The following is a 16,595-nucleotide window of genomic DNA, read 5'->3' as shown; positions in this document are numbered from 1 at the left end:
TGGTTATGCCGGATATGGGCCTCGAGCGTCCGGGTTCGGCTGCGGGGAGGTCAATCGAGTCCGGCCAGGGGTGCCTGATCGGGCACGGGTACTGACCTGCGTGTCCGGCGGTGGTAGTGCCACGTCACGGCGGCCAGCAGCGGCCCCCAGGCCAGCAACGGCAGGTAGATGACGTTGATCAGCGGGTTCGCCCAGGCAGCGCCGGCCATCTCGGCGTTGAAGGTCGTATACACGTAGAGCCCGCCGTAGACCGTGGTGCCGACGGCCCCGATTGACGAGACGATGACGACCTTGGCGGCGTCGACCGGTTTGCCGCCCGCGAACGGGATCCAGCGTGGCCAGGTTTCGCCCCACTGCTGGATCAGGCCCAGGGCCAGGAAGCCGAGCCCTTCGGACAGCACGGTGAGAAAGACCAGGTAGAGCGATCCCCAGCCGGGGGTTTGCATGGCGGTCAGCTCCGATTCGGCCAGTCCGAACGGGATGCCCACGGCAAGGCCGAGCCGCCAGAGCCCGGACGGGACGTTCAGCAGGGCGACGGCGTGTGCCGACCACCTCGCCCATCGCGGGACTCCGGGGAGGCTGCGGAAAACGGTGTTGTCCATGGCATTCAGCCTCGCCGCCGGTGCTGAGCGGCGGTTCCCCCTGGAGTTTCGGGTTTCTCCTTCTCGCGGGGGACAGCTGTCGGAGTGATTCGGCGGCGGAGTACCGACTCGCGTCGGTAATTCCTCACGATCTTCGGCGTTACAGTGACCAGGCGAGGGGTTGCGGCCGGAGGAGTCATGGAGCTGGAACTGCGCCACCTGCGCGCGCTCGTGGCCATTGCCGACGCGCACAGTCTCGTTCGCGCGGCCAAGGCGCTGCACGTTTCGCAGCCGGCGTTGTCCGGGTTGCTGCGGCGGGTCGAACGGTCGGTCGGCGGAAGTCTGTTCGCGCGGTCGCCGACGGGATGTGTGCCGACGGCGCTCGGGGAGGACGTGGTCGCGGACGCGCGCGCGGTGCTGGCCGGGATGTCCGCGCTGACCGAGCGGGCCGGTGCGCGGCGGGAGTCGGCGGAGGCGGTGCGGATCGGCGGGTACAGCGGATTTCTGCATCTCTCGTTGGCGAGGTGGTTGCGGGATCAGCCGTGGTGTCCCGCGGTGCGGGTGCATGAGGAGCAGGACGAGGCCCGTACGGTGGCGGCGCTCGCGGACGGCGAACTTGACCTCGCGCTCGTTTACCTTGCGCCGCTTCCGGATCGGATCGTCCCGGACGGCGTCGAGAGTGTCGTGGTCCAGGCGCGCGAGCCGGTTTTCGTGATTCTGGCTGAAGATCATCCGCTCGCCTCGGGCGAGGACATCTCGCTGGAGGAGCTTGCCGCGTATCCGTGGGCGGACGATCCGCCGTGGACGACCCGGTGGTCGGCGTATCTGCAGGAAGTGTGCCGGCAGCGAGGGGTCGTGCTTGATCAGCCGCATCGGCCGCAGTGCCTGGCCACCTTGCTGGATCTGGTGCGCGAGGGGATGGCGGTCGCGCCGGCGTTGGCGACTCGGGAGGACCGGCAGGGCGGCATCGTGGTGCGGGCGATCGAGGACGCGCCGCTGTGGCAGGAGCTGCGGTTGTGTTACCGGCCGGGCACGGCGGTCGCGGATCGGGCCGGGGAGATATCTCGGAAGGTGGCCGGTGATTACGCCAACCGGCAGGGGTGCAGTGCCGCGTTCGACCGCTGGTGGCACGCACTCCTGCCGACCGGGGCTTAGACGGTGACGCGCCAGTTGCTGTTCGGCGTCGGCACCTCGAACTGCAGCGACGAGCAGCTGTAATCGCTGGGGTTCGGGTTGGCGGTCGGCTGCAACGGCGAGTTCGATTCCGTCGCGGGCGTCCACTGGCCGCCGATGCGCAACTGCAGCTGGCTGGATTCGAAGACCTTGCCCTTCGCGTCGGAGCAGTAGTACGCCTGGCCGGTCGACGGGTCGACGGTCGAGTACAGCTCGAAGATGTCCCAGCCCTCGTTGAGGGTGCTCTGGTCGCTGCCGCTTTGGGTGAACAGGTCGTCCCACTTGCTGGTCTTCACGTTGTAGAGCGAAGCCGTCCAGCTGTTAGCGCCCGCGTCGGTCTGGACTTCCTGGACCGTGAACGCCGGGTGTCCGTCCACAGCGGACGTATAGTTGGACAGGAACGAGCTGTCCAGCGGGACGACCTTCGCGGGTCCGACTGTCCCGCACCAGTCCCAAGCCCAGACCTGACCGCCCTGGTCGAGTCCGTACGCGGTGACGACTTCGATGCAGGAATGGCCGGTGGGCTTGACGGTCGGGGCGTAGACGACGTCCGCGCTGTTCGAGAGCCGGAGGTCCGGGACGATACTGTGCGTCACGAGAATTCCGTCCGCGCCGCTGGACAGCTGCGGTTCGGGGCCCCAGAAGGTGTGCGCTTGCGCGTCGAGCCGCGGTTTGACGCTGCGGCCGGCTTTTTCGCGGCGCAGCTGGAGGAACTTGTCCGCCGCGCTTCCGGCGGCGGCTTTCGCGGCGGCACCGGTCAGCCCGGGCACCACCCCGCTGTCCGGCGCCGCGGAAACCGGCGGGCTGCCGGCGACGACAGCCGCGGCCGTCAGGGCGGAAGTGAGCAGGGCAAAGAGTTTCCGCATCGATGCATCTCCTCGTCGTAGGCGAAGGAAACGCGCGGAAGGAAATGGATGTCCGTCCGCGGGACACGGATGTTAAGTCGGGATTTTTGGTGCCAGGCACCGACTTTCGACGGTGTGTTCCGATCAGTGCAGCTCAACGAGGGCATAGGTTTTCCCGCACGCCGCGGGTTATGCCGCCAAGTGGAGTAATCAGCGCGGCTTTGCCCGGACGCGGATGCGCTCGCCCTGCTTGCCGAACAGGCTGAGGATTTCGACCGGTCCGTCGCCGGTGCTGCCGAACCAATGCGGGATCCGGGTGTCGAATTCGGCGACCTCGCCTGCCTTGAGGACGACGTCGTGCTCGCCGAGCACGAGCCTGCCCTTGCCGCTGAGCACGTACAGCCACTCGTGGCCGGGGTGCGTGCGCGGAGCGGGCTCGCACTGGGTGGCGTCGAAGATCATCTTGAGCGACTGCAGCTGGCCGGGCTGCCGGGTGAGCGGCACGACGGTCCGGTCGCTGCGGGTGACCGGTTGCAGCGGGGAGGTGCCGATGAGCTCGTCGATCGGGATCCGGTGGGCGCGGGAGATGGGGAGCAGGAGTTCGAGGGTGGCCTTGCGCCGGCCGGATTCGAGACGGGAGAGGGTGCTGATGGAGATGCCGGTGGCGGTCGACAGCTCGTCCAGGGTGCAGTTCCGCTGCCGCCGGAAGAGCCGGAGCCGGGGGCCGATCTCGGCGATGATGTCCTCCACCCGTCTATTGCAGAAAGCCTGGCGGCGCGTGTCAAGCGATTACGGGGCCGGGATCACCGGAGGTTCCGTCATCCACGGCGGTGCTTCGCGGACCTCGACCGGGACGTCGTCGCGATATCGGACTTGCGATTCGACTACGCCCTGTCGGGTCCAGTGCGTCCAGACACCGTCCTGCTTCCCGTCGGTGTAGCTCCCGTGCATGCACGCTTGAGGGCCTTCGCCCCAGTACACCGTGTACTCGCCGTGGAATACGCCATCCGGGCGCAGGCTCCAGATTTGCCTGAAGCCGTTGTACTGCTTGTCGACCACTGCCACGCGAACCAGCATGACACTCCTGGCCGCAGGACTGAACGCAATTAGCCCGACGGCTATCCGCGATCGACCGCGGTCGGATGTTTTGCCCGCGCGGCCGCCCTAGCGTGGTTCGCATGATCCCGGCTGTCGCCCTCTTCTTTCTCGCTCCGCTGGTCGGCGAGTACCTGCTGGGCAACACCCCGGTGACCGATGTCGGCTCGCTTTTCCTGTTCGCGCCGATGTACGGCGGCGGCGCGCTGCTGATCCGTGAGGTCGCGCGGCGCACCGGGCGCGGCTGGGCGGCGATCGTCCCGTTCGCGGCGGCGTACGCGCTGCTGGAGGAGGGGCCGATCGACATGATGCTGTGGAATCCGGCCTACGGCGGGGTCGATATCGGGGCTGTCTATGCCGAAACGTACGTCCCGGCGCTGGGGACGAGCGTTCAGATGCTTCAGGACGTGCTGACCATGCACACGGTCTGGAGCATCTGCGTGCCGATCGCGATCGTGGAAGCCTTCTGCCGGGACCGCACGCAGCCGTGGCTGGGCAAGGTCGGGCTGCCGGTGGTCGCGGCGGTGTTCGTGGCCGGGTCGGCGGCGTTGTGCGCGATGCAGATCGCCTCGACGGGGTTCGTCGCCTCGGCCGGGCAGCTGGGCTGGGCGCTCGCGGCCGTCGCCGGGTTGGTCGTGCTGGGATTCTGGCTGGGCAGGAGGTCGGTACCGGCTCGAGACGGTGTCGCTCCCGCACCCGCGGTCGTGGGGGTCGCGGCGTTCGGGGCGACGAGTCTGGTGTGGTGCCGGGAATTCCTGCCCGAGGAGATCTCGCAACGGGTGGTCGCGGCCGGGTGGTGCTTGCTGGTCGCGGCGGCGGTCGCGCTGGTGTTCCGGTGGTGCCGGTCTGCCGGATGGGGTGCGCGGCACCGGCTCGCGCTCGCCGGGGGTGCGCTGGTCACCTACGTCTGGGTCGGCTGGTTCCACGCGCGCGACATGGACATTCCACGGACAACGGCCCTGCTCAGCACCGTCGGGTTCGCGATCGCGGTGGCGGTGTTGTTGACGGCGGCCTTCAAACGGGCTTCAGCGGACCGAATCTAGCGCCGCGTTCACGAACGAAGCCACCTGCGGCCGCCGGTCCTGTTCGTTCCAGGCGAGTACCAGCTGGCTGGGCGGAGCGTCCTCGATCGGCACGCAGACGACCCCCGGCGGGACCTGGTCGACCAGCGACCGCGGCAGTACGCCGACCATCCGTTCCAGCGAGATGAGGTGCAGCAGCTGGACCACGTCGGCGACCTCGGGCCCGGTTCCCTCGACCCCGGGAACCCCTTTCCACGACGGCATCGTTTCTCCGTCCAAATCGGACAGCCGGACGGCCGGGCGCTGGGCCAGCCGGTGCGCGGCGGGGACGATGGCGACCCGGTCCTCGAAGTGCAGGGTTTCGTAGGCGAGCCCGGTCAGGTCGTCGAACGGGATGAACAGGAGGCCGACGTCCGCGCGTCCGCTGAGGAGGAAATCGGTGCGGTCGGCGGGGCCGCTGAAGAGGATGTCGACCTGGTGGGCTTCGGGATGGCGGGAGTACTCGGCGAGGATTCCGGACAGCAGTCCGGCGTCGCCGCCCGGTTTGAGCACCAGGCGCAGGTGGCTTTCCCCGGCGCGGCGGGCGTTGCGGGCGGCGGCGCTGACCGCGTTGAGCGCGTGCCGTCCGTGTTCCTGCAGCGCCTCGCCGGCCGCGGTCAGCTCGACGTGGCGGCTGGAGCGGGCGAACAATTGCACGCCGAGCCGGGTTTCGATGCGCTGGATCGCCTTCGACAACGCGGGCTGGGCGATCGACAGCCGCACGGCGGCACGGCCGAAGTGCAGTTCGCTGGCGACGGCCAGGAAGTACTCGAGTTCGCGCGTCTCTAGCTCAGCCATGCCTCCAGGTTATCGCCGAATAGCGAATCGGTCTTGGACGTCCGGCCGAAACCGGGGCAAAACTTGAAGCATGATCACGCACACGATGATTGTTTCGTTCGACCAGCCACTCCCTGACCCCGAGCTGGATCAGTACCTCGGAGATATCAAAGAGGCCATGCTGGCGACCGGGTTCGCCGAGTCGGTCGAGACCCGCCGCCACCTGCCGATCCCTGGCGAGGACGCCATCCCGGCGCTCATCGCGACGGCGATCGTCCAGGTCACCGTCGCCGATCTCGACACGCTGGCCAAGAGCTTCACCGCGCCCGAACTGCACGCGGTGATCGACCGGTGGCAGGCGCGGCATTCGTACCGCGTGGCCTGGGCGAACCACGAGTCGCTCTCGTGAGCGGGCGGCGTGGGCTCGTCACCGGGGCGGGCAGCGGGATCGGCCGGGCGGCGGCGATCGAGTTCGCGCGAAGCGGGGCGGCGGTGGCCGTGCTGGACATCGACGAAGCCGCGGCGGCGGAGACCGTCGAGTTGATCAAGAAGGACGGCGGAGAGGCGCTGGCTGTCCGGGTCGACATCGGTGACGAGCCCTCGGTGCAGGCGGCGATCAAGCAGACGGTCGAGGCGTACGGCGGGCTCGACTTCGCGGTGAACAACGCCGGTTTGTCGTCGCGCAAACGCGTCGACCAGCTGACCCTCGCCGAGTTCGAGCGCGTGGTGCAGGTGAACCTGTCCGGGACCTTCCTCTGCATGAAGTACGAACTGCCGCACCTGAAGGGCGGCGCGATCGTGAACGTCGCGTCCAACGGCGGGCTGTACGCGATCCCGAACGCTCCGGCTTACGTCGCGGCGAAGCACGGGATCGTCGGCCTGACCAAGGTCGCGGCGGTGGACTACGCGGCGGAAGGCATCCGCGTCAACGCGGTGTGCCCGGGGCCGACGCGGACGCCGGGGTTCGACAACTGGGCTGGCGACTCCGACATGATCGCCCGGCAGGAGGCGATCACTCCGCTCGGCAGGCTGGCCACGCCGGAGGAAGCCGCCGCGGCCGTGGTCTGGCTGTGCTCGGACGCCGCGTCGTACGTCACCGGGACCACGCTGTCGGTCGATGGCGGACGACGGGCGTAGTTCCTAGAGCTCGCCTGCCAGGAGCCGGGCGGTCTCGGCGGGAGATTCGACAGGGAAGTGGTGGCTGCCGAGGTCGACCAGTTCGATCCGGACCCGGTCGCCGTAACGGTCGATCGCCTCCTGGGTGATGATCGAGCGCACGGCGAACAGCACGACCGGCTGGGCGGCTTCGCGCAGCGCCGCGTCCATGTCCCAGCGCGCCAGGCCTTCGAGCGAGTGCAGGCCGGCGGGCTGGCGTACGGAGCCCATCTTCTTGGTGTACGAGTCCACTAAGGACGGATCGGTGCCTTTGGGCGAGCCGGCCTCGACCATGCCGCGCATCGCACCGGCGAAGTCCTCCCGGAACGGCTGCAGCAACGCTTGGATGTCCGTCTCGCTCTGCGCGGGGAACAGGTTCAAGTAGTGCAACGCTTCGAGCGCGATGACCTGGGTGACTGTGTCCGGAAGCTGGCGCGCGGTCTCGACCGCGACCGCTCCGCCGAGCGAATGCCCCGCTACGACGGAGGAATCGACCGACTCAGCGGCCAGCACGGCGGCTACGTCACGAGCGAATTCCGCCATGGTCCACGTGTCGCGCTCCGACCGCGAGTCGCCGTGCTCGGCCAGGTCGACGGCCAGCACGCGGACGTCGGACGGGAGATGTTCGATGATCGTGTCGAAGTCTCCGCGGTCGCAGCCCCAGCCGTGGATGAGCGTCAGCGCGGGCCCGTCGGCGGGACCGGTTGCGGTGTAATGGATTCTCGTGCCGTCCGGACGGCTGGTTTCGCGGTTCATGGTGGCTGTTCCTTCGCAGACGGTCTCAGAAAGCGAGGTGGTAGCGGACGGGCCAGGCTTCTTGGGGCTGGTTTCGCAAGGCGAGGTACGGATCGCGCAGCAGCGGGCGTCCCATCAGGACGGCGTCGGCCTTGCCCTCGCGGATGACCTGGCCCGCTGTGGCGAGGTCGGTGATCTGGCCGACTGGCGCGACTGCCAGTCCGGACGCTTCCTTGAGCGCGGCGGCGAAATCGACGTTCAAGCCCTTCCGGTCCGGCGGCCGGGCGCCTCGATCGCGCACGAGCACGCCGGAGGTGACGTCGAGAAGGTCGATCCCGATGGCGGCCAGTTCCTTGGCGAACTCCGCCGCGTCGTCGAGCGTGATGCTCTCCTCGACCCAGTCGGTGGCGGTGATGCGGACGAACACCGGCTTGTCCTCGGGGAACGCCTCCCGCACGGCGCGGGCCACGCGCAGCGGGAGGCGCATCCGGTTCTGCGCGCTCCCGCCGTACTCGTCGGTGCGCTGATTGGACAGCGGGGACAGGAACTGGTGCAGCAGATATCCGTGCCCGGCATGGATTTCGACGGCCTGGTAACCGGCCAGCTCGGCCATCCGGGTCGCGTGCGCGAACTCCTCGACGACCTGGTCCAAGTCCGCCGAGGTGGCCGGGCGGGGCATCGCCAGATTGCCGAACGGGATCGCGGACGGTGCGATCAGCTCCCAGCCGCCCTCGGCGACCGGCACCGGTCCGTTCTGCCCGTCGCCGACCCACGGGACCTGGTGCGATCCCTTGCGGCCCACGGCGTTCAGCTGCACCGCGGGCACCGCGTCGTGGCTGGCTACGAACGACGTGAGCTTCCGGTGCGCGAGTGCCTGTTCCTCGTTCCAGATCCCGAGGTCGGCGACCGTGCACCGGTTGTCCGGGCTGATCGCGGTGGCCTCGACCATGACCAGCCCGACGCCGCCGATCGCTCGGGAGCCGTAATGCGCCAGATGCCATTCAGTCGGCAGACCGTCCGGGCCCGCCGCGTACTGCGCCATCGGGGACATCCAGACGCGGTTGCGGAAGGTGACGTCGCGCAAGCGCAACGGGGCGGCCTCCGGGAACTCCGCGCTGGACGCGCTGAACTCGCTCATGCCACTACACGGTACGCCTCATTCCGCAATGCGGCACACGCCGTGTCAGTTGGCGGCAAGCAAACGGCTGACCTCGGCCGCGGCGGCCACGACCAGCGGCGCGAAGGCCTTCTCCCGCGCGCGGGTGTACCGCGTGTCCGGAACGGCGAGTGTGATGGCTGCCACCGGCTGTCCGGCCGGGTTCGTGATCGCCGCGCCGATCGACGACACCTGCGGGCGGAACCACGACGAGGACCCGTTGAGCGCGTACCCGCGCTTCGCGGCCTGTGCGATGTCACGACGGAGCGCGGCGAAATCCGGTGCCGGAGTCTTGGCGAACTCCGGAAGTTCGTGAGTGAACAGCTCCTCGACCTCGGATTCGTCGAGCAGCGCCATGATTGCCGTGCCGCCGGAGGTAGCGAGCAGCGGCACCCGCGTGCCGACATCCAGCACGACCCGCACGACCTGGTCGGTGTCCTGGCTGGCGACGACGACGAGACTGTCGCCGTCGCGTTCGGCCAGCATCACCGTCTCGTTCGTCCCGGCCGCCAGTCGCTTGACGATCGGGTCGGCGACCTCCTTGAGGTCCGGCTTCCCGCAGTCGCGCAACCCGAGCGCCAGCACCCTCGGCGCGACACCCCAGCGCGCCCGTTCCTCGTCCACGACCTTCAGCCATCCGGCCTGCTGAAGCGTGATCAGACCGCGCTGGACGGTGCTCTTAGGGATCTCCGTGCAGCGCGCCAGTTCGGAGACGCCGACCGGCTGTCGCTGGGCGACTTCCTCGAAGACCCGCAGCGTGCTGAGGACGCTGTTCATCGACCGGACACCCGGCTTGTCGGCTTCTTCGTCGCGCATGTGCCTCATCGTGGCACAGCGATACGATGAGGGCGTGCGTCGCAAGGGGAGGAAGCATGACCGAACCGTGGCAGTGGAGCGAGCAAACCTGGCGCGACCACGTTGGTCGCGTGCGTGCCGGGCGACCGTTGCGGCCGGAATCCTGGCCGGGCGGCGCGAAGGTGGCGGTGGCGTTGTCGTTCGATTCGGACCACGAGACGCTCGCGCTGCGCGACGGTCACGTGCTGCCGGGCAAGTTGTCGCAGGGGGAGTACGGCTCGCGGGTCGGCGTGCCGCGGGTGGTGAAGCTGCTTGAGCTGTTCGGGGCGCCATCGACGTTCTTCGTGCCCGCGGTGTCGGCGTTGCTGCACGACGGCGAGGCACAGTCCTATGTGGACGCCGGACACGAGGTCGCGCTGCACGGCTGGATCCACGAAATCAATGCTCAACTGCCGCCCTCGGCCGAACGCGAGCTCACCTTCCGGGCCGCGGACACCTTGGAGCGGCTCACCGGCACGCGTCCAGTCGGCATCCGCACCCCGTCCTGGGACTTTTCCGAAACCACCCTCCCGATCATCCGCGAACTGGGCCTGGCGTACGACTCGTCGCTGATGGCGGATGACGACTGCTACGAGCTCCTCGCAGACGGCGAACCGACCGGCGTCGTGGAGCTTCCGGTGGAATGGATCCGCGACGACGCACCGTATTTCACGATGAATCGCTTCGGCTCGCAGCGCCCGTACACCCCGCCGAGGGGAGTGTTGTCGATCTGGCGCGACGAGTTCGACCTCGCCTTGGCCGAGGGCGGCCTCTTCCAGTTGACGATGCATCCGCACGTCATCGGGCATCGTTCCCGGATCGCGATCCTTACCGAACTGCTCGAGCACATCGCTTCGCACGGCGGAGTCTGGTTCGCTACGCACGCTCAAGTCGCGGACTATGTTTCGGAATCCGCCGCCAATGGATAGCCGCGACGACAACGCCGACGACCGCGGCTAACGCTCCGGAAAGGACGAACGTCGTCCCCATTCCTACGGCGTCGATCACCGGCTGCGCGATCAACGGCGACGAGAACTGGCCGAGGAACAACGCGGATGTCAGCAATCCCAGCGACCTCGTCCGCGCGCCGGGCGCTGCCGTCGAGACCAGCCATCCGTTCACAGTCGGATTCTGCAGTCCGATCCCCAGCCCGACCACGACCATGCCCAGCGCGGCGGTCCACAACGCGCCCGCGGTGCCGAGCACGACCAGCCCGACGGCGAACGCGGCGAACATCGTGATCGCCAGCATCGGGAAGGACCAGCGGGCACGCAGCCGGCGGAAGTTCAAGCCCACCAAGGTCATCACCAGATTGACCGCGGCGATCAAGGCTCCCGCGACGGCCGGTCCCGCGCCGCCGACTTCGGCCAGCCAGAACGGGGCCTGCGTCGGGACGGTGTAGAAGACCACGACGCCGATGAAGATCAGCGCGTACAACCCGAGCAATCGTGGCTGCCACGGTGACGCCGCTGTGGTGGTGTCCGTCGGATCGGCTGGCTGGGCGGGTGCGTCCGGCACGAATCGCAGCACGAGGGCCAGCATCGGAATCGCCAGCAGGTAGATGGCGAACGGCCCTCGCCAGTCCGCCGCGGCCAGCAAGCCGCCGAGCAGCAGGGCGACGACGCCGCCGAAACCCATTGCCGCGCCTTGCAATCCGAGTACACGGCCGTGCTCGTCGACGTGGTGGTGGTCAGCGATCAACGCGGTCGACGTGGTCATGATCCCCGCGATGCCGATCCCGAGCACGGCCCGTCCGACGAGCAGCGCGGGGAGGGAATCCAGCAGCAGGCCGGATCCGCCGCCGACGGTGTAGAGCGCGAGGCAGGCGACCAGCACCGGCACGCGTCCGGTCCGGCCGCTCAGCTTGGCCAGCAATGGCGCGGACACCATGATCGCCAGCCCGGGCAACGTGAGCACCAGCCGGACGAGAAGCTCCGCGTGCGGTTCGGCGGCGAAGTGCTGTTGCATGCCGGGAAGCGCTGGCGTGATGGTGGCGCTGGCCATGATGGTCATGGTGCTGACGCCGAGCAGCGTCGCCAGCAAGGACTTTGGTGGGCGCCGTACTCCGGCGTCAGTCGTTTCGGTCACGACGCCGAAGGTAGAACTTCAACCTAACTCGAAGTCAACGCCGCGACCGTGCTGGAAGGGTGACTGGCCCGAGCTTGGCGGTCACGCGGTGGACCTGGCCGGGCACGGCCAGCTCGGGGCGGCGGATCTCCTGGTGCTCGTCGAGATGGGCAAGCCGCCGCCCTGGTATGCCTAGCCCTACCTTCGAGACTACGGGCAAACCGATCGAAGCCGGACAGTGCGCTGGCTAATCTGGATCGCGTGGCTACCGTCTCTCCCCTCGCGAAACCGCGCACCGTACTGGATGCCTTGGCGCGGCGGACGTTCCTGATTTCCTCCTGGCCGTGGCGGGCGTTGTTGTACGGCCTGAGCACCGGCCCGATGACGCTGCTGTTCGGGCTTCCGTTCGGGTTCTGCCTGCTGCCGCTCGCGGTGCTCGTCAACCGGGTCGTGCACGGGCAGACCTCCGACCTGGGGCTCGTCGCGGCATTCTCGGTGTTCGGGATGCTGCTGTTCCTGAGCGCGGGCCCGGCGTGGGCGGCGGTGGTGGCCGGGGTCGAACGGCAGCGGCTGCGCATGGTCGACCTCAACCCGGTGACTGTCCCCTTTGGACCTGTCAGCGAACCGGGCTGGTGGCCCCGAATGCGGGCGCGGTACACCGAACCGGCGTCGTGGCGCGAACTCGGCTACGCGGTTCTGTTGTGCACCGCGATTCCCGCGTTGTACGCGGTGGCGGGCATGGTCGCGTTGTTCGCGGTCGTTTTGGCGGCCAGTCCGCTGCTCGTGAACGCGAACGACACGATTTCCATTGGCTTCACGGAGGTTTCCACTCCGGGCGGAGCCGTGCCGTACGCGCTGGCCGGGGTGGTGTTACTCGTACTGTCGGGCTATCTGTTGTCCGGATGTGCTGGCCTGCACGCGATGTTGGCGCGTGCGCTGCTCACCGACAGTGCGGCCGAGAAGCTGCGCGGCGAGCTGACCGAGGTGTCGCAATCCCGGACGCGGCTGTTGTCGGCCTTCGATGCGGAACGCAAGCGCATCGAACGCGATCTGCACGACGGGGCGCAGCAGCGGCTGGTCGGGCTGAGCCTGCAACTGGGGCTCGCGAAGGTCGATCTGCCGCCGGATTCGGCCGCGGCGAAGGCGGTGTCGGACGCGCACGATCAGGCCAAGAAGCTGATGGTCGAGCTGCGTGAGCTGATCAACGGAATCCACCCGCGAGCGCTCGCCGAACTCGGCTTGCCCGCCGCGTTGGAGGAACTCGCGGACGGTTGCGCGGTGCCGGTCACTGTTGATGTCGCGGTGCCGTCGCGGTTGCCGGAGCCGGTGGAGTCCACCGCGTACTTCGTGGTGGCCGAGTCGCTGACCAATGTCGCCAAGCATTCCGCGGCCAGCTGCGCCTCGGTGACGGCCAAAATTGTCGGTCGGCTCCTTACTATTGAGGTATGGGACAACGGGGCTGGAGGTGCTGATCCGACGCGAGGGACCGGGATCACCGGGTTGAGCGACCGGGTCGCCGTGCTGGGCGGCCGGATGTGGGTGCGCAGTCCGGTCGGCGGGCCGACTGTCGTGCGAGCGGAGCTGCCGTGCTGAGGGGAGAGCCGATGCGGGTCGTCCTCGCCGAAGACGAGGTGCTGCTGCGCGAGGGATTGTGCGGGTTGCTGGAACGGTTCGGCTTCGAGGTCGTCGCCGCGGTGGGCGATGCCGAAGGGCTGCACACTGCTGTGCGCGAGCACGATCCGGACCTGGTGCTCACCGACATCCGGATGCCGCCCGGACATTCGGACGAGGGCTTGCGCGCCGCGGTCGAGCTGCGGCGCACGCGGCCGGAGTTGGCGGTGGTGGTGCTGAGCCAGTACGTCGAACACCACCACGCGGCCGAGCTGCTCGATTCCGCCGAAGGCCGCGGGGTCGGCTATCTGCTGAAGGACCGGGTGGTCGACGTCGAGGAATTCGTCGGGACGCTGCGGCAGGTCGCCGACGGCGGGACGGCGGTGGATCCGCAGGTGGTGCGGCAGTTGCTGCGCCGCCGAGCCGATCCGCTGGCCCGGCTGTCGGCGCGGGAGCGGGAGGTCCTGTCGCTGATCGCCGAGGGTCACTCGAACGCCGCGATCGCCCGGCGGCTGGTGGTGTCGGACGCGGCCGTGGGCAAGCACGTCGGAAGCATCCTTTCGAAACTCGACCTTCCGCCGACGGACGACGGGAACCGGCGCGTGCTGGCGGTGCTGGCGTTTCTTCGCGGGGGCGGCTGAAGCGGTGCGAGCGCAGCACAGTCCGCGCTCGCACCGCTGCTGCGATCAGGCGGCGTTCACCACTGCGGTCAGGCTGGCCGCGAGTACGGAACGGTCTAGCCCGGCCGTCCATTGTGTACCGCTGTCAGTGCGGTATTCCAGCAGCGTCAACGCTTCGCTGAAGTTGCCGGAGCCGATGCTCGTTTGGTGCAGTGCCACGATGTCGACCTTCCGCCCATGCGCGCCCAGCGCCGCGGTGAGTGCTTCGACCGGCCCGGTTCCGGTGTGCGTGGTGGTGTGCTCGCCCCCCTCGACGCGCAGGGTGATACTGGTGTGCTCGTCGCCTGAGTTTTCGAAGCGGGACAACGTGATTGCCGGATTCGGCTGGAGGTAGGCCGCTTCGAACAGTTGCCACAGTTCGGTCGCCGTCACCTCGTGGCCGGAGTCGTCGGCGTGGTCCTGGACGCGGCGCGCGAACTCGATCTGCAGCCGGCGCGGCAGCGCGATCCCGTACTCGCTTTCCAGCAGGTAGGCGATTCCGCCCTTGCCGGACTGCGAGTTCACCCGGATCACGGCGGCGTAGTCACGGCCGAGGTCGGCCGGGTCGATCGGCAGGTACGGGACGCGCCAGTCCAGTTCCCGCGCGGGCACGCCGGTTTCCGCGGCGCGGGCGTGATGTTCGGTGAAGCCCTTCTTGATCGCGTCCTGATGGGTGCCGCTGAACGCGGTGTGCACGAGGTCGCCGACGTACGGATGCCGCGCGTGGACCTCGATCCGGTTGCAGTACTCGACGGTGCGGCGGATCTCGTCGATGTCCGAGAAGTCGATCATCGGGTCGACGCCCTGCGCGTGCAGGTTGAGCGCCAGTGTCGCCAGGTCGACATTGCCGGTGCGCTCGCCGTTGCCGAAAATGCACCCCTCGACGCGTTCGGCACCGGCCAGCACGGCGAGTTCGGCGCAGGCGACGCCGGTGCCGCGGTCGTTGTGCGGGTGTACGGAGAGGATCACCGAATCGCGGCGGGCGAGGTTGCGGTGCATGTACTCGATCTGGTCGGCGTACACATTGGGCGTCGCGATCTCGACGGTCGCCGGCAGGTTCAGGATCACCGGACGGTCCGGGCTCGCCTGCCACGTCTCGGTGACTGCGTCGCAGACCTCCAGCACGTAGTCCGGTTCGGTCAGGTTGAAGACCTCGGGGGAGAACTCGCAGCGGACGTTCGGCAGGTCGCCAGCCGCGCGCAGGACGTCGCGGGCGCCTTCGAGGATCAGTTCTTTCAGCGACGCCTGATCGTGGCCGAGGACCACTGTGCGCCAGGTCGGCGCGGTAGCGGTGTACAGGTGGATCACGACGTCGTTGCGGATGCCGCGGATGGACTCGGCGGTGCGCTCGATCAGCTCGCGCCGCGCCGGGGTGAACACGACGATGGTGACGTCGTCCGGTGCCAGGTCGGTGTCCGCGAGCAGCCGGACGAAGTCGTAATCGGTCTGCGAGGCGGACGGGTAGCCGACCTCGATTTCCTTGTACCCCATGCTGATCATCAGCTCGAAGAACCGGCGTTTGCGCGCCGGGTCCATCGGCTCGGCCAGCGCCTGGTTGCCGTCGCGCAGGTCGACCGGCACCCAGAGCGGGGCGTGGGTGATCCGGTTGCCGGGCCAGGCACGGCCGGTGTCGGGGACGTCGACGCGCTGGTAGACGTCGCGGTAGCGGTGCGACGGCATGCGGGAGGGTCGCTGCCGGTTCCAAACGGTGTTCATCTGCGGTCCTTCAGGTGGTCGGAAGCCGACCGGCGCGCGTGCTCGCCCCACGGCGGGGGGCCGGTCCGGTCAGGCCCCGCCGTGGCGGCGAAGGAGAAGGAAACGCGTGAACATCGAGGCGGAGCGTAGCACAACTCCTCAGACAAGTAGCGGGGTTGGGGCAACTGGCCGCGGCGGGCGGCGCAAGCGCTTAGGATTGGCCCGTGGAGCTGGAATTCGTGCGGACCTTCGTCGCCGTCGTGGACGGAGGGCAGTTCCAGGAAGCGGCCGCGGAGCTGGGGATCACGCAGCAAGCCGTGTCCAAACGCGTCGGTGCGCTGGAGCGCGAGCTCGGGGTGCAGCTGTTCACCCGGACCGCGCGCGGTGCCCGGTTGAGCAGCGACGGCGAGGCGTTCCTGCCGCACGCGCGGGTGCTGCTGGACGCGGAGAAGCGCGCGCTCGCGGCGGTGCGTCCGGAGAAGCGCCCGCTGCGGGTGGACGTCCTGAATCGACGGACCAAGTCGGCGCAACTGGCGCTGAGTTTCCACCGGGCGTTTCCGGAGGTGGCGCTGCAGGTGGTGACCACTGGCGCCGAGCTGAGCTTCGACGCCGCCGTCGCCGCGGTCGCGGCCGGTTCAGTCGACGCGGCGTTCCGCGGCGTGCCGAAGCGCGACTTGCCGGGCGGCGTGACGAGCGGAGTGGTGGACTACGACGCGCACGAACTGCTCGTCGGCCCACGCCACCCATTCGCAGACCTGCCGTCGGTGCCGATCGCGAAGCTGGTCGGCCACCGGATCTGGATGCCGGGGCTGTCGGCGAGCACGGAATGGGGCGCGTACTACGCGGAGCTTTCCGAGGCGTTCGACCTGACCATCGACGTGTCCGGCCCGGTCTTCGGCAACGAAACGATGCTGGACGAACTGGCGACGTCGCCGGACCTGTCGACCTTCGTGGGCGCGGGCTCGCGCTACTTCTGGCCGGACGAGTACGACCTCCGCCGGGTGCTGGTGGTCGACCCGACGCCGGTGTACCCGATGTCGCTCCTGTGGCGGCGGGAGCCGGCGCATCCGGATGTGCTGAAACTGCGGGATTACCTGGTGATGGGCCAGGAGCCCGGGGACGGGGTTTGGCTGCCTGGCTGGGAGCAGTAG

18 protein-coding genes are annotated in these 16,595 nt (G+C 68.7%); 8 read left to right on the top strand and 10 right to left on the bottom strand.

Features of this window, described 5'->3' with window-relative positions; all coding sequences use genetic code 11:
• Window positions 1–50: 50 nt before the first annotated feature.
• Window positions 51–602 carry a hypothetical protein gene (locus tag ABZX37_RS23645; protein ID WP_354742850.1) on the bottom strand — a complete coding sequence of 184 codons (552 nt, stop codon included), beginning with the start codon at window positions 600–602 and terminating at the stop codon, window positions 51–53.
• A 177-nt stretch (window positions 603–779) separates the two neighbouring features.
• Between ABZX37_RS23645 and ABZX37_RS23640 the strand changes: the two genes are divergently transcribed.
• The gene (locus tag ABZX37_RS23640) at window positions 780–1,736 is read left to right on the top strand and encodes a LysR family transcriptional regulator (protein WP_354742848.1); all 957 of its coding nucleotides are present in this window, start codon (window positions 780–782) and stop codon (window positions 1,734–1,736) included.
• Here ABZX37_RS23640 and ABZX37_RS23635 read toward each other — a convergent pair.
• The 3 genes from ABZX37_RS23635 to ABZX37_RS23625 form a co-directional block, all read right to left on the bottom strand.
• Window positions 1,733–2,620 carry a carbohydrate-binding protein gene (locus tag ABZX37_RS23635; protein WP_354742846.1) on the bottom strand — a complete coding sequence of 296 codons (888 nt, stop codon included), beginning with the start codon at window positions 2,618–2,620 and terminating at the stop codon, window positions 1,733–1,735. The two genes, ABZX37_RS23640 and ABZX37_RS23635, sit on opposite strands and share 4 nt — an antisense overlap.
• Before the next feature lie 189 nt (window positions 2,621–2,809).
• The gene (locus ABZX37_RS23630; protein ID WP_354742844.1) at window positions 2,810–3,349 is read right to left on the bottom strand and encodes a helix-turn-helix transcriptional regulator; all 540 of its coding nucleotides are present in this window, start codon (window positions 3,347–3,349) and stop codon (window positions 2,810–2,812) included.
• Between the two features lie 39 nt (window positions 3,350–3,388).
• Window positions 3,389–3,676, bottom strand: coding sequence for a hypothetical protein (locus tag ABZX37_RS23625; RefSeq protein ID WP_354742843.1), 288 nt, complete (start codon window positions 3,674–3,676; stop codon window positions 3,389–3,391).
• A 101-nt stretch (window positions 3,677–3,777) separates the two neighbouring features.
• Here ABZX37_RS23625 and ABZX37_RS23620 point away from each other — a divergent pair, with 101 nt between their 5' ends.
• The gene (locus tag ABZX37_RS23620) at window positions 3,778–4,737 is read left to right on the top strand and encodes a hypothetical protein (RefSeq protein ID WP_354742841.1); all 960 of its coding nucleotides are present in this window, start codon (window positions 3,778–3,780) and stop codon (window positions 4,735–4,737) included.
• Here ABZX37_RS23620 and ABZX37_RS23615 read toward each other — a convergent pair.
• Complete coding sequence (locus ABZX37_RS23615) at window positions 4,720–5,553, bottom strand: LysR family transcriptional regulator (RefSeq protein WP_354742839.1); 834 nt, start codon at window positions 5,551–5,553, stop codon at window positions 4,720–4,722. The genes ABZX37_RS23620 and ABZX37_RS23615 overlap by 18 nt on opposite strands.
• Window positions 5,554–5,623: 70 nt before the next feature.
• Between ABZX37_RS23615 and ABZX37_RS23610 the strand changes: the two genes are divergently transcribed.
• The gene (locus ABZX37_RS23610) at window positions 5,624–5,941 is read left to right on the top strand and encodes a hypothetical protein (RefSeq protein ID WP_354742837.1); all 318 of its coding nucleotides are present in this window, start codon (window positions 5,624–5,626) and stop codon (window positions 5,939–5,941) included.
• Window positions 5,938–6,669, top strand: coding sequence for an SDR family oxidoreductase (locus ABZX37_RS23605; protein ID WP_354742835.1), 732 nt, complete (start codon window positions 5,938–5,940; stop codon window positions 6,667–6,669). The genes ABZX37_RS23610 and ABZX37_RS23605 overlap by 4 nt, the downstream gene beginning before the upstream one ends.
• 3 nt (window positions 6,670–6,672) lie before the next feature.
• Here the strand turns inward: ABZX37_RS23605 and ABZX37_RS23600 are convergent, their stop codons facing one another.
• Genes ABZX37_RS23600 through ABZX37_RS23590 form a run of 3 tightly spaced genes read right to left on the bottom strand, consistent with a single transcriptional unit; the run spans window position 6,673 to window position 9,394 of the window.
• The gene (locus tag ABZX37_RS23600) at window positions 6,673–7,443 is read right to left on the bottom strand and encodes an alpha/beta hydrolase (protein WP_354742833.1); all 771 of its coding nucleotides are present in this window, start codon (window positions 7,441–7,443) and stop codon (window positions 6,673–6,675) included.
• Window positions 7,444–7,468: 25 nt separating this feature from the next.
• Window positions 7,469–8,560 (bottom strand): NADH:flavin oxidoreductase/NADH oxidase, encoded by a 1,092-nt coding sequence (locus ABZX37_RS23595; protein ID WP_354742831.1) that lies wholly within the window; start codon window positions 8,558–8,560, stop codon window positions 7,469–7,471.
• Window positions 8,561–8,605: 45 nt separating this feature from the next.
• The gene (locus ABZX37_RS23590; protein ID WP_354742829.1) at window positions 8,606–9,394 is read right to left on the bottom strand and encodes an IclR family transcriptional regulator; all 789 of its coding nucleotides are present in this window, start codon (window positions 9,392–9,394) and stop codon (window positions 8,606–8,608) included.
• A 56-nt stretch (window positions 9,395–9,450) separates the two neighbouring features.
• On the opposite strand from ABZX37_RS23590, the gene ABZX37_RS23585 reads away from it, so the two are divergent.
• Entirely contained in the window at window positions 9,451–10,341 is an 891-nt protein-coding gene (locus tag ABZX37_RS23585) for a polysaccharide deacetylase (protein ID WP_354742827.1), read from the top strand.
• Here the strand turns inward: ABZX37_RS23585 and ABZX37_RS23580 are convergent.
• The gene (locus ABZX37_RS23580) at window positions 10,289–11,500 is read right to left on the bottom strand and encodes an MFS transporter (protein ID WP_354742825.1); all 1,212 of its coding nucleotides are present in this window, start codon (window positions 11,498–11,500) and stop codon (window positions 10,289–10,291) included. The genes ABZX37_RS23585 and ABZX37_RS23580 overlap by 53 nt on opposite strands.
• Window positions 11,501–11,740: 240 nt before the next feature.
• Between ABZX37_RS23580 and ABZX37_RS23575 the strand changes: the two genes are divergently transcribed.
• Entirely contained in the window at window positions 11,741–13,072 is a 1,332-nt protein-coding gene (locus ABZX37_RS23575; RefSeq protein WP_354742823.1) for a sensor domain-containing protein, read from the top strand.
• An 11-nt stretch (window positions 13,073–13,083) separates the two neighbouring features.
• Entirely contained in the window at window positions 13,084–13,731 is a 648-nt protein-coding gene (locus tag ABZX37_RS23570) for a response regulator transcription factor (protein ID WP_354742821.1), read from the top strand.
• Window positions 13,732–13,776: 45 nt separating this feature from the next.
• Here the strand turns inward: ABZX37_RS23570 and ABZX37_RS23565 are convergent, their stop codons facing one another.
• A complete protein-coding gene (locus ABZX37_RS23565) occupies window positions 13,777–15,465 on the bottom strand; it encodes a 2-isopropylmalate synthase (protein WP_354742819.1) in 1,689 nt (562 codons plus the stop codon).
• A gap of 203 nt (window positions 15,466–15,668) precedes the next feature.
• Here ABZX37_RS23565 and ABZX37_RS23560 point away from each other — a divergent pair, with 203 nt between their 5' ends.
• The gene (locus ABZX37_RS23560) at window positions 15,669–16,595 is read left to right on the top strand and encodes a LysR family transcriptional regulator (protein ID WP_354742817.1); all 927 of its coding nucleotides are present in this window, start codon (window positions 15,669–15,671) and stop codon (window positions 16,593–16,595) included.

The sequence above is a fragment of the Amycolatopsis sp. NPDC004079 genome (genome assembly GCF_040610415.1).
GTDB lineage: Bacteria > Actinomycetota > Actinomycetes > Mycobacteriales > Pseudonocardiaceae > Amycolatopsis > Amycolatopsis halotolerans.
This window is presented reverse-complemented; position numbering and strand designations above follow the sequence as displayed.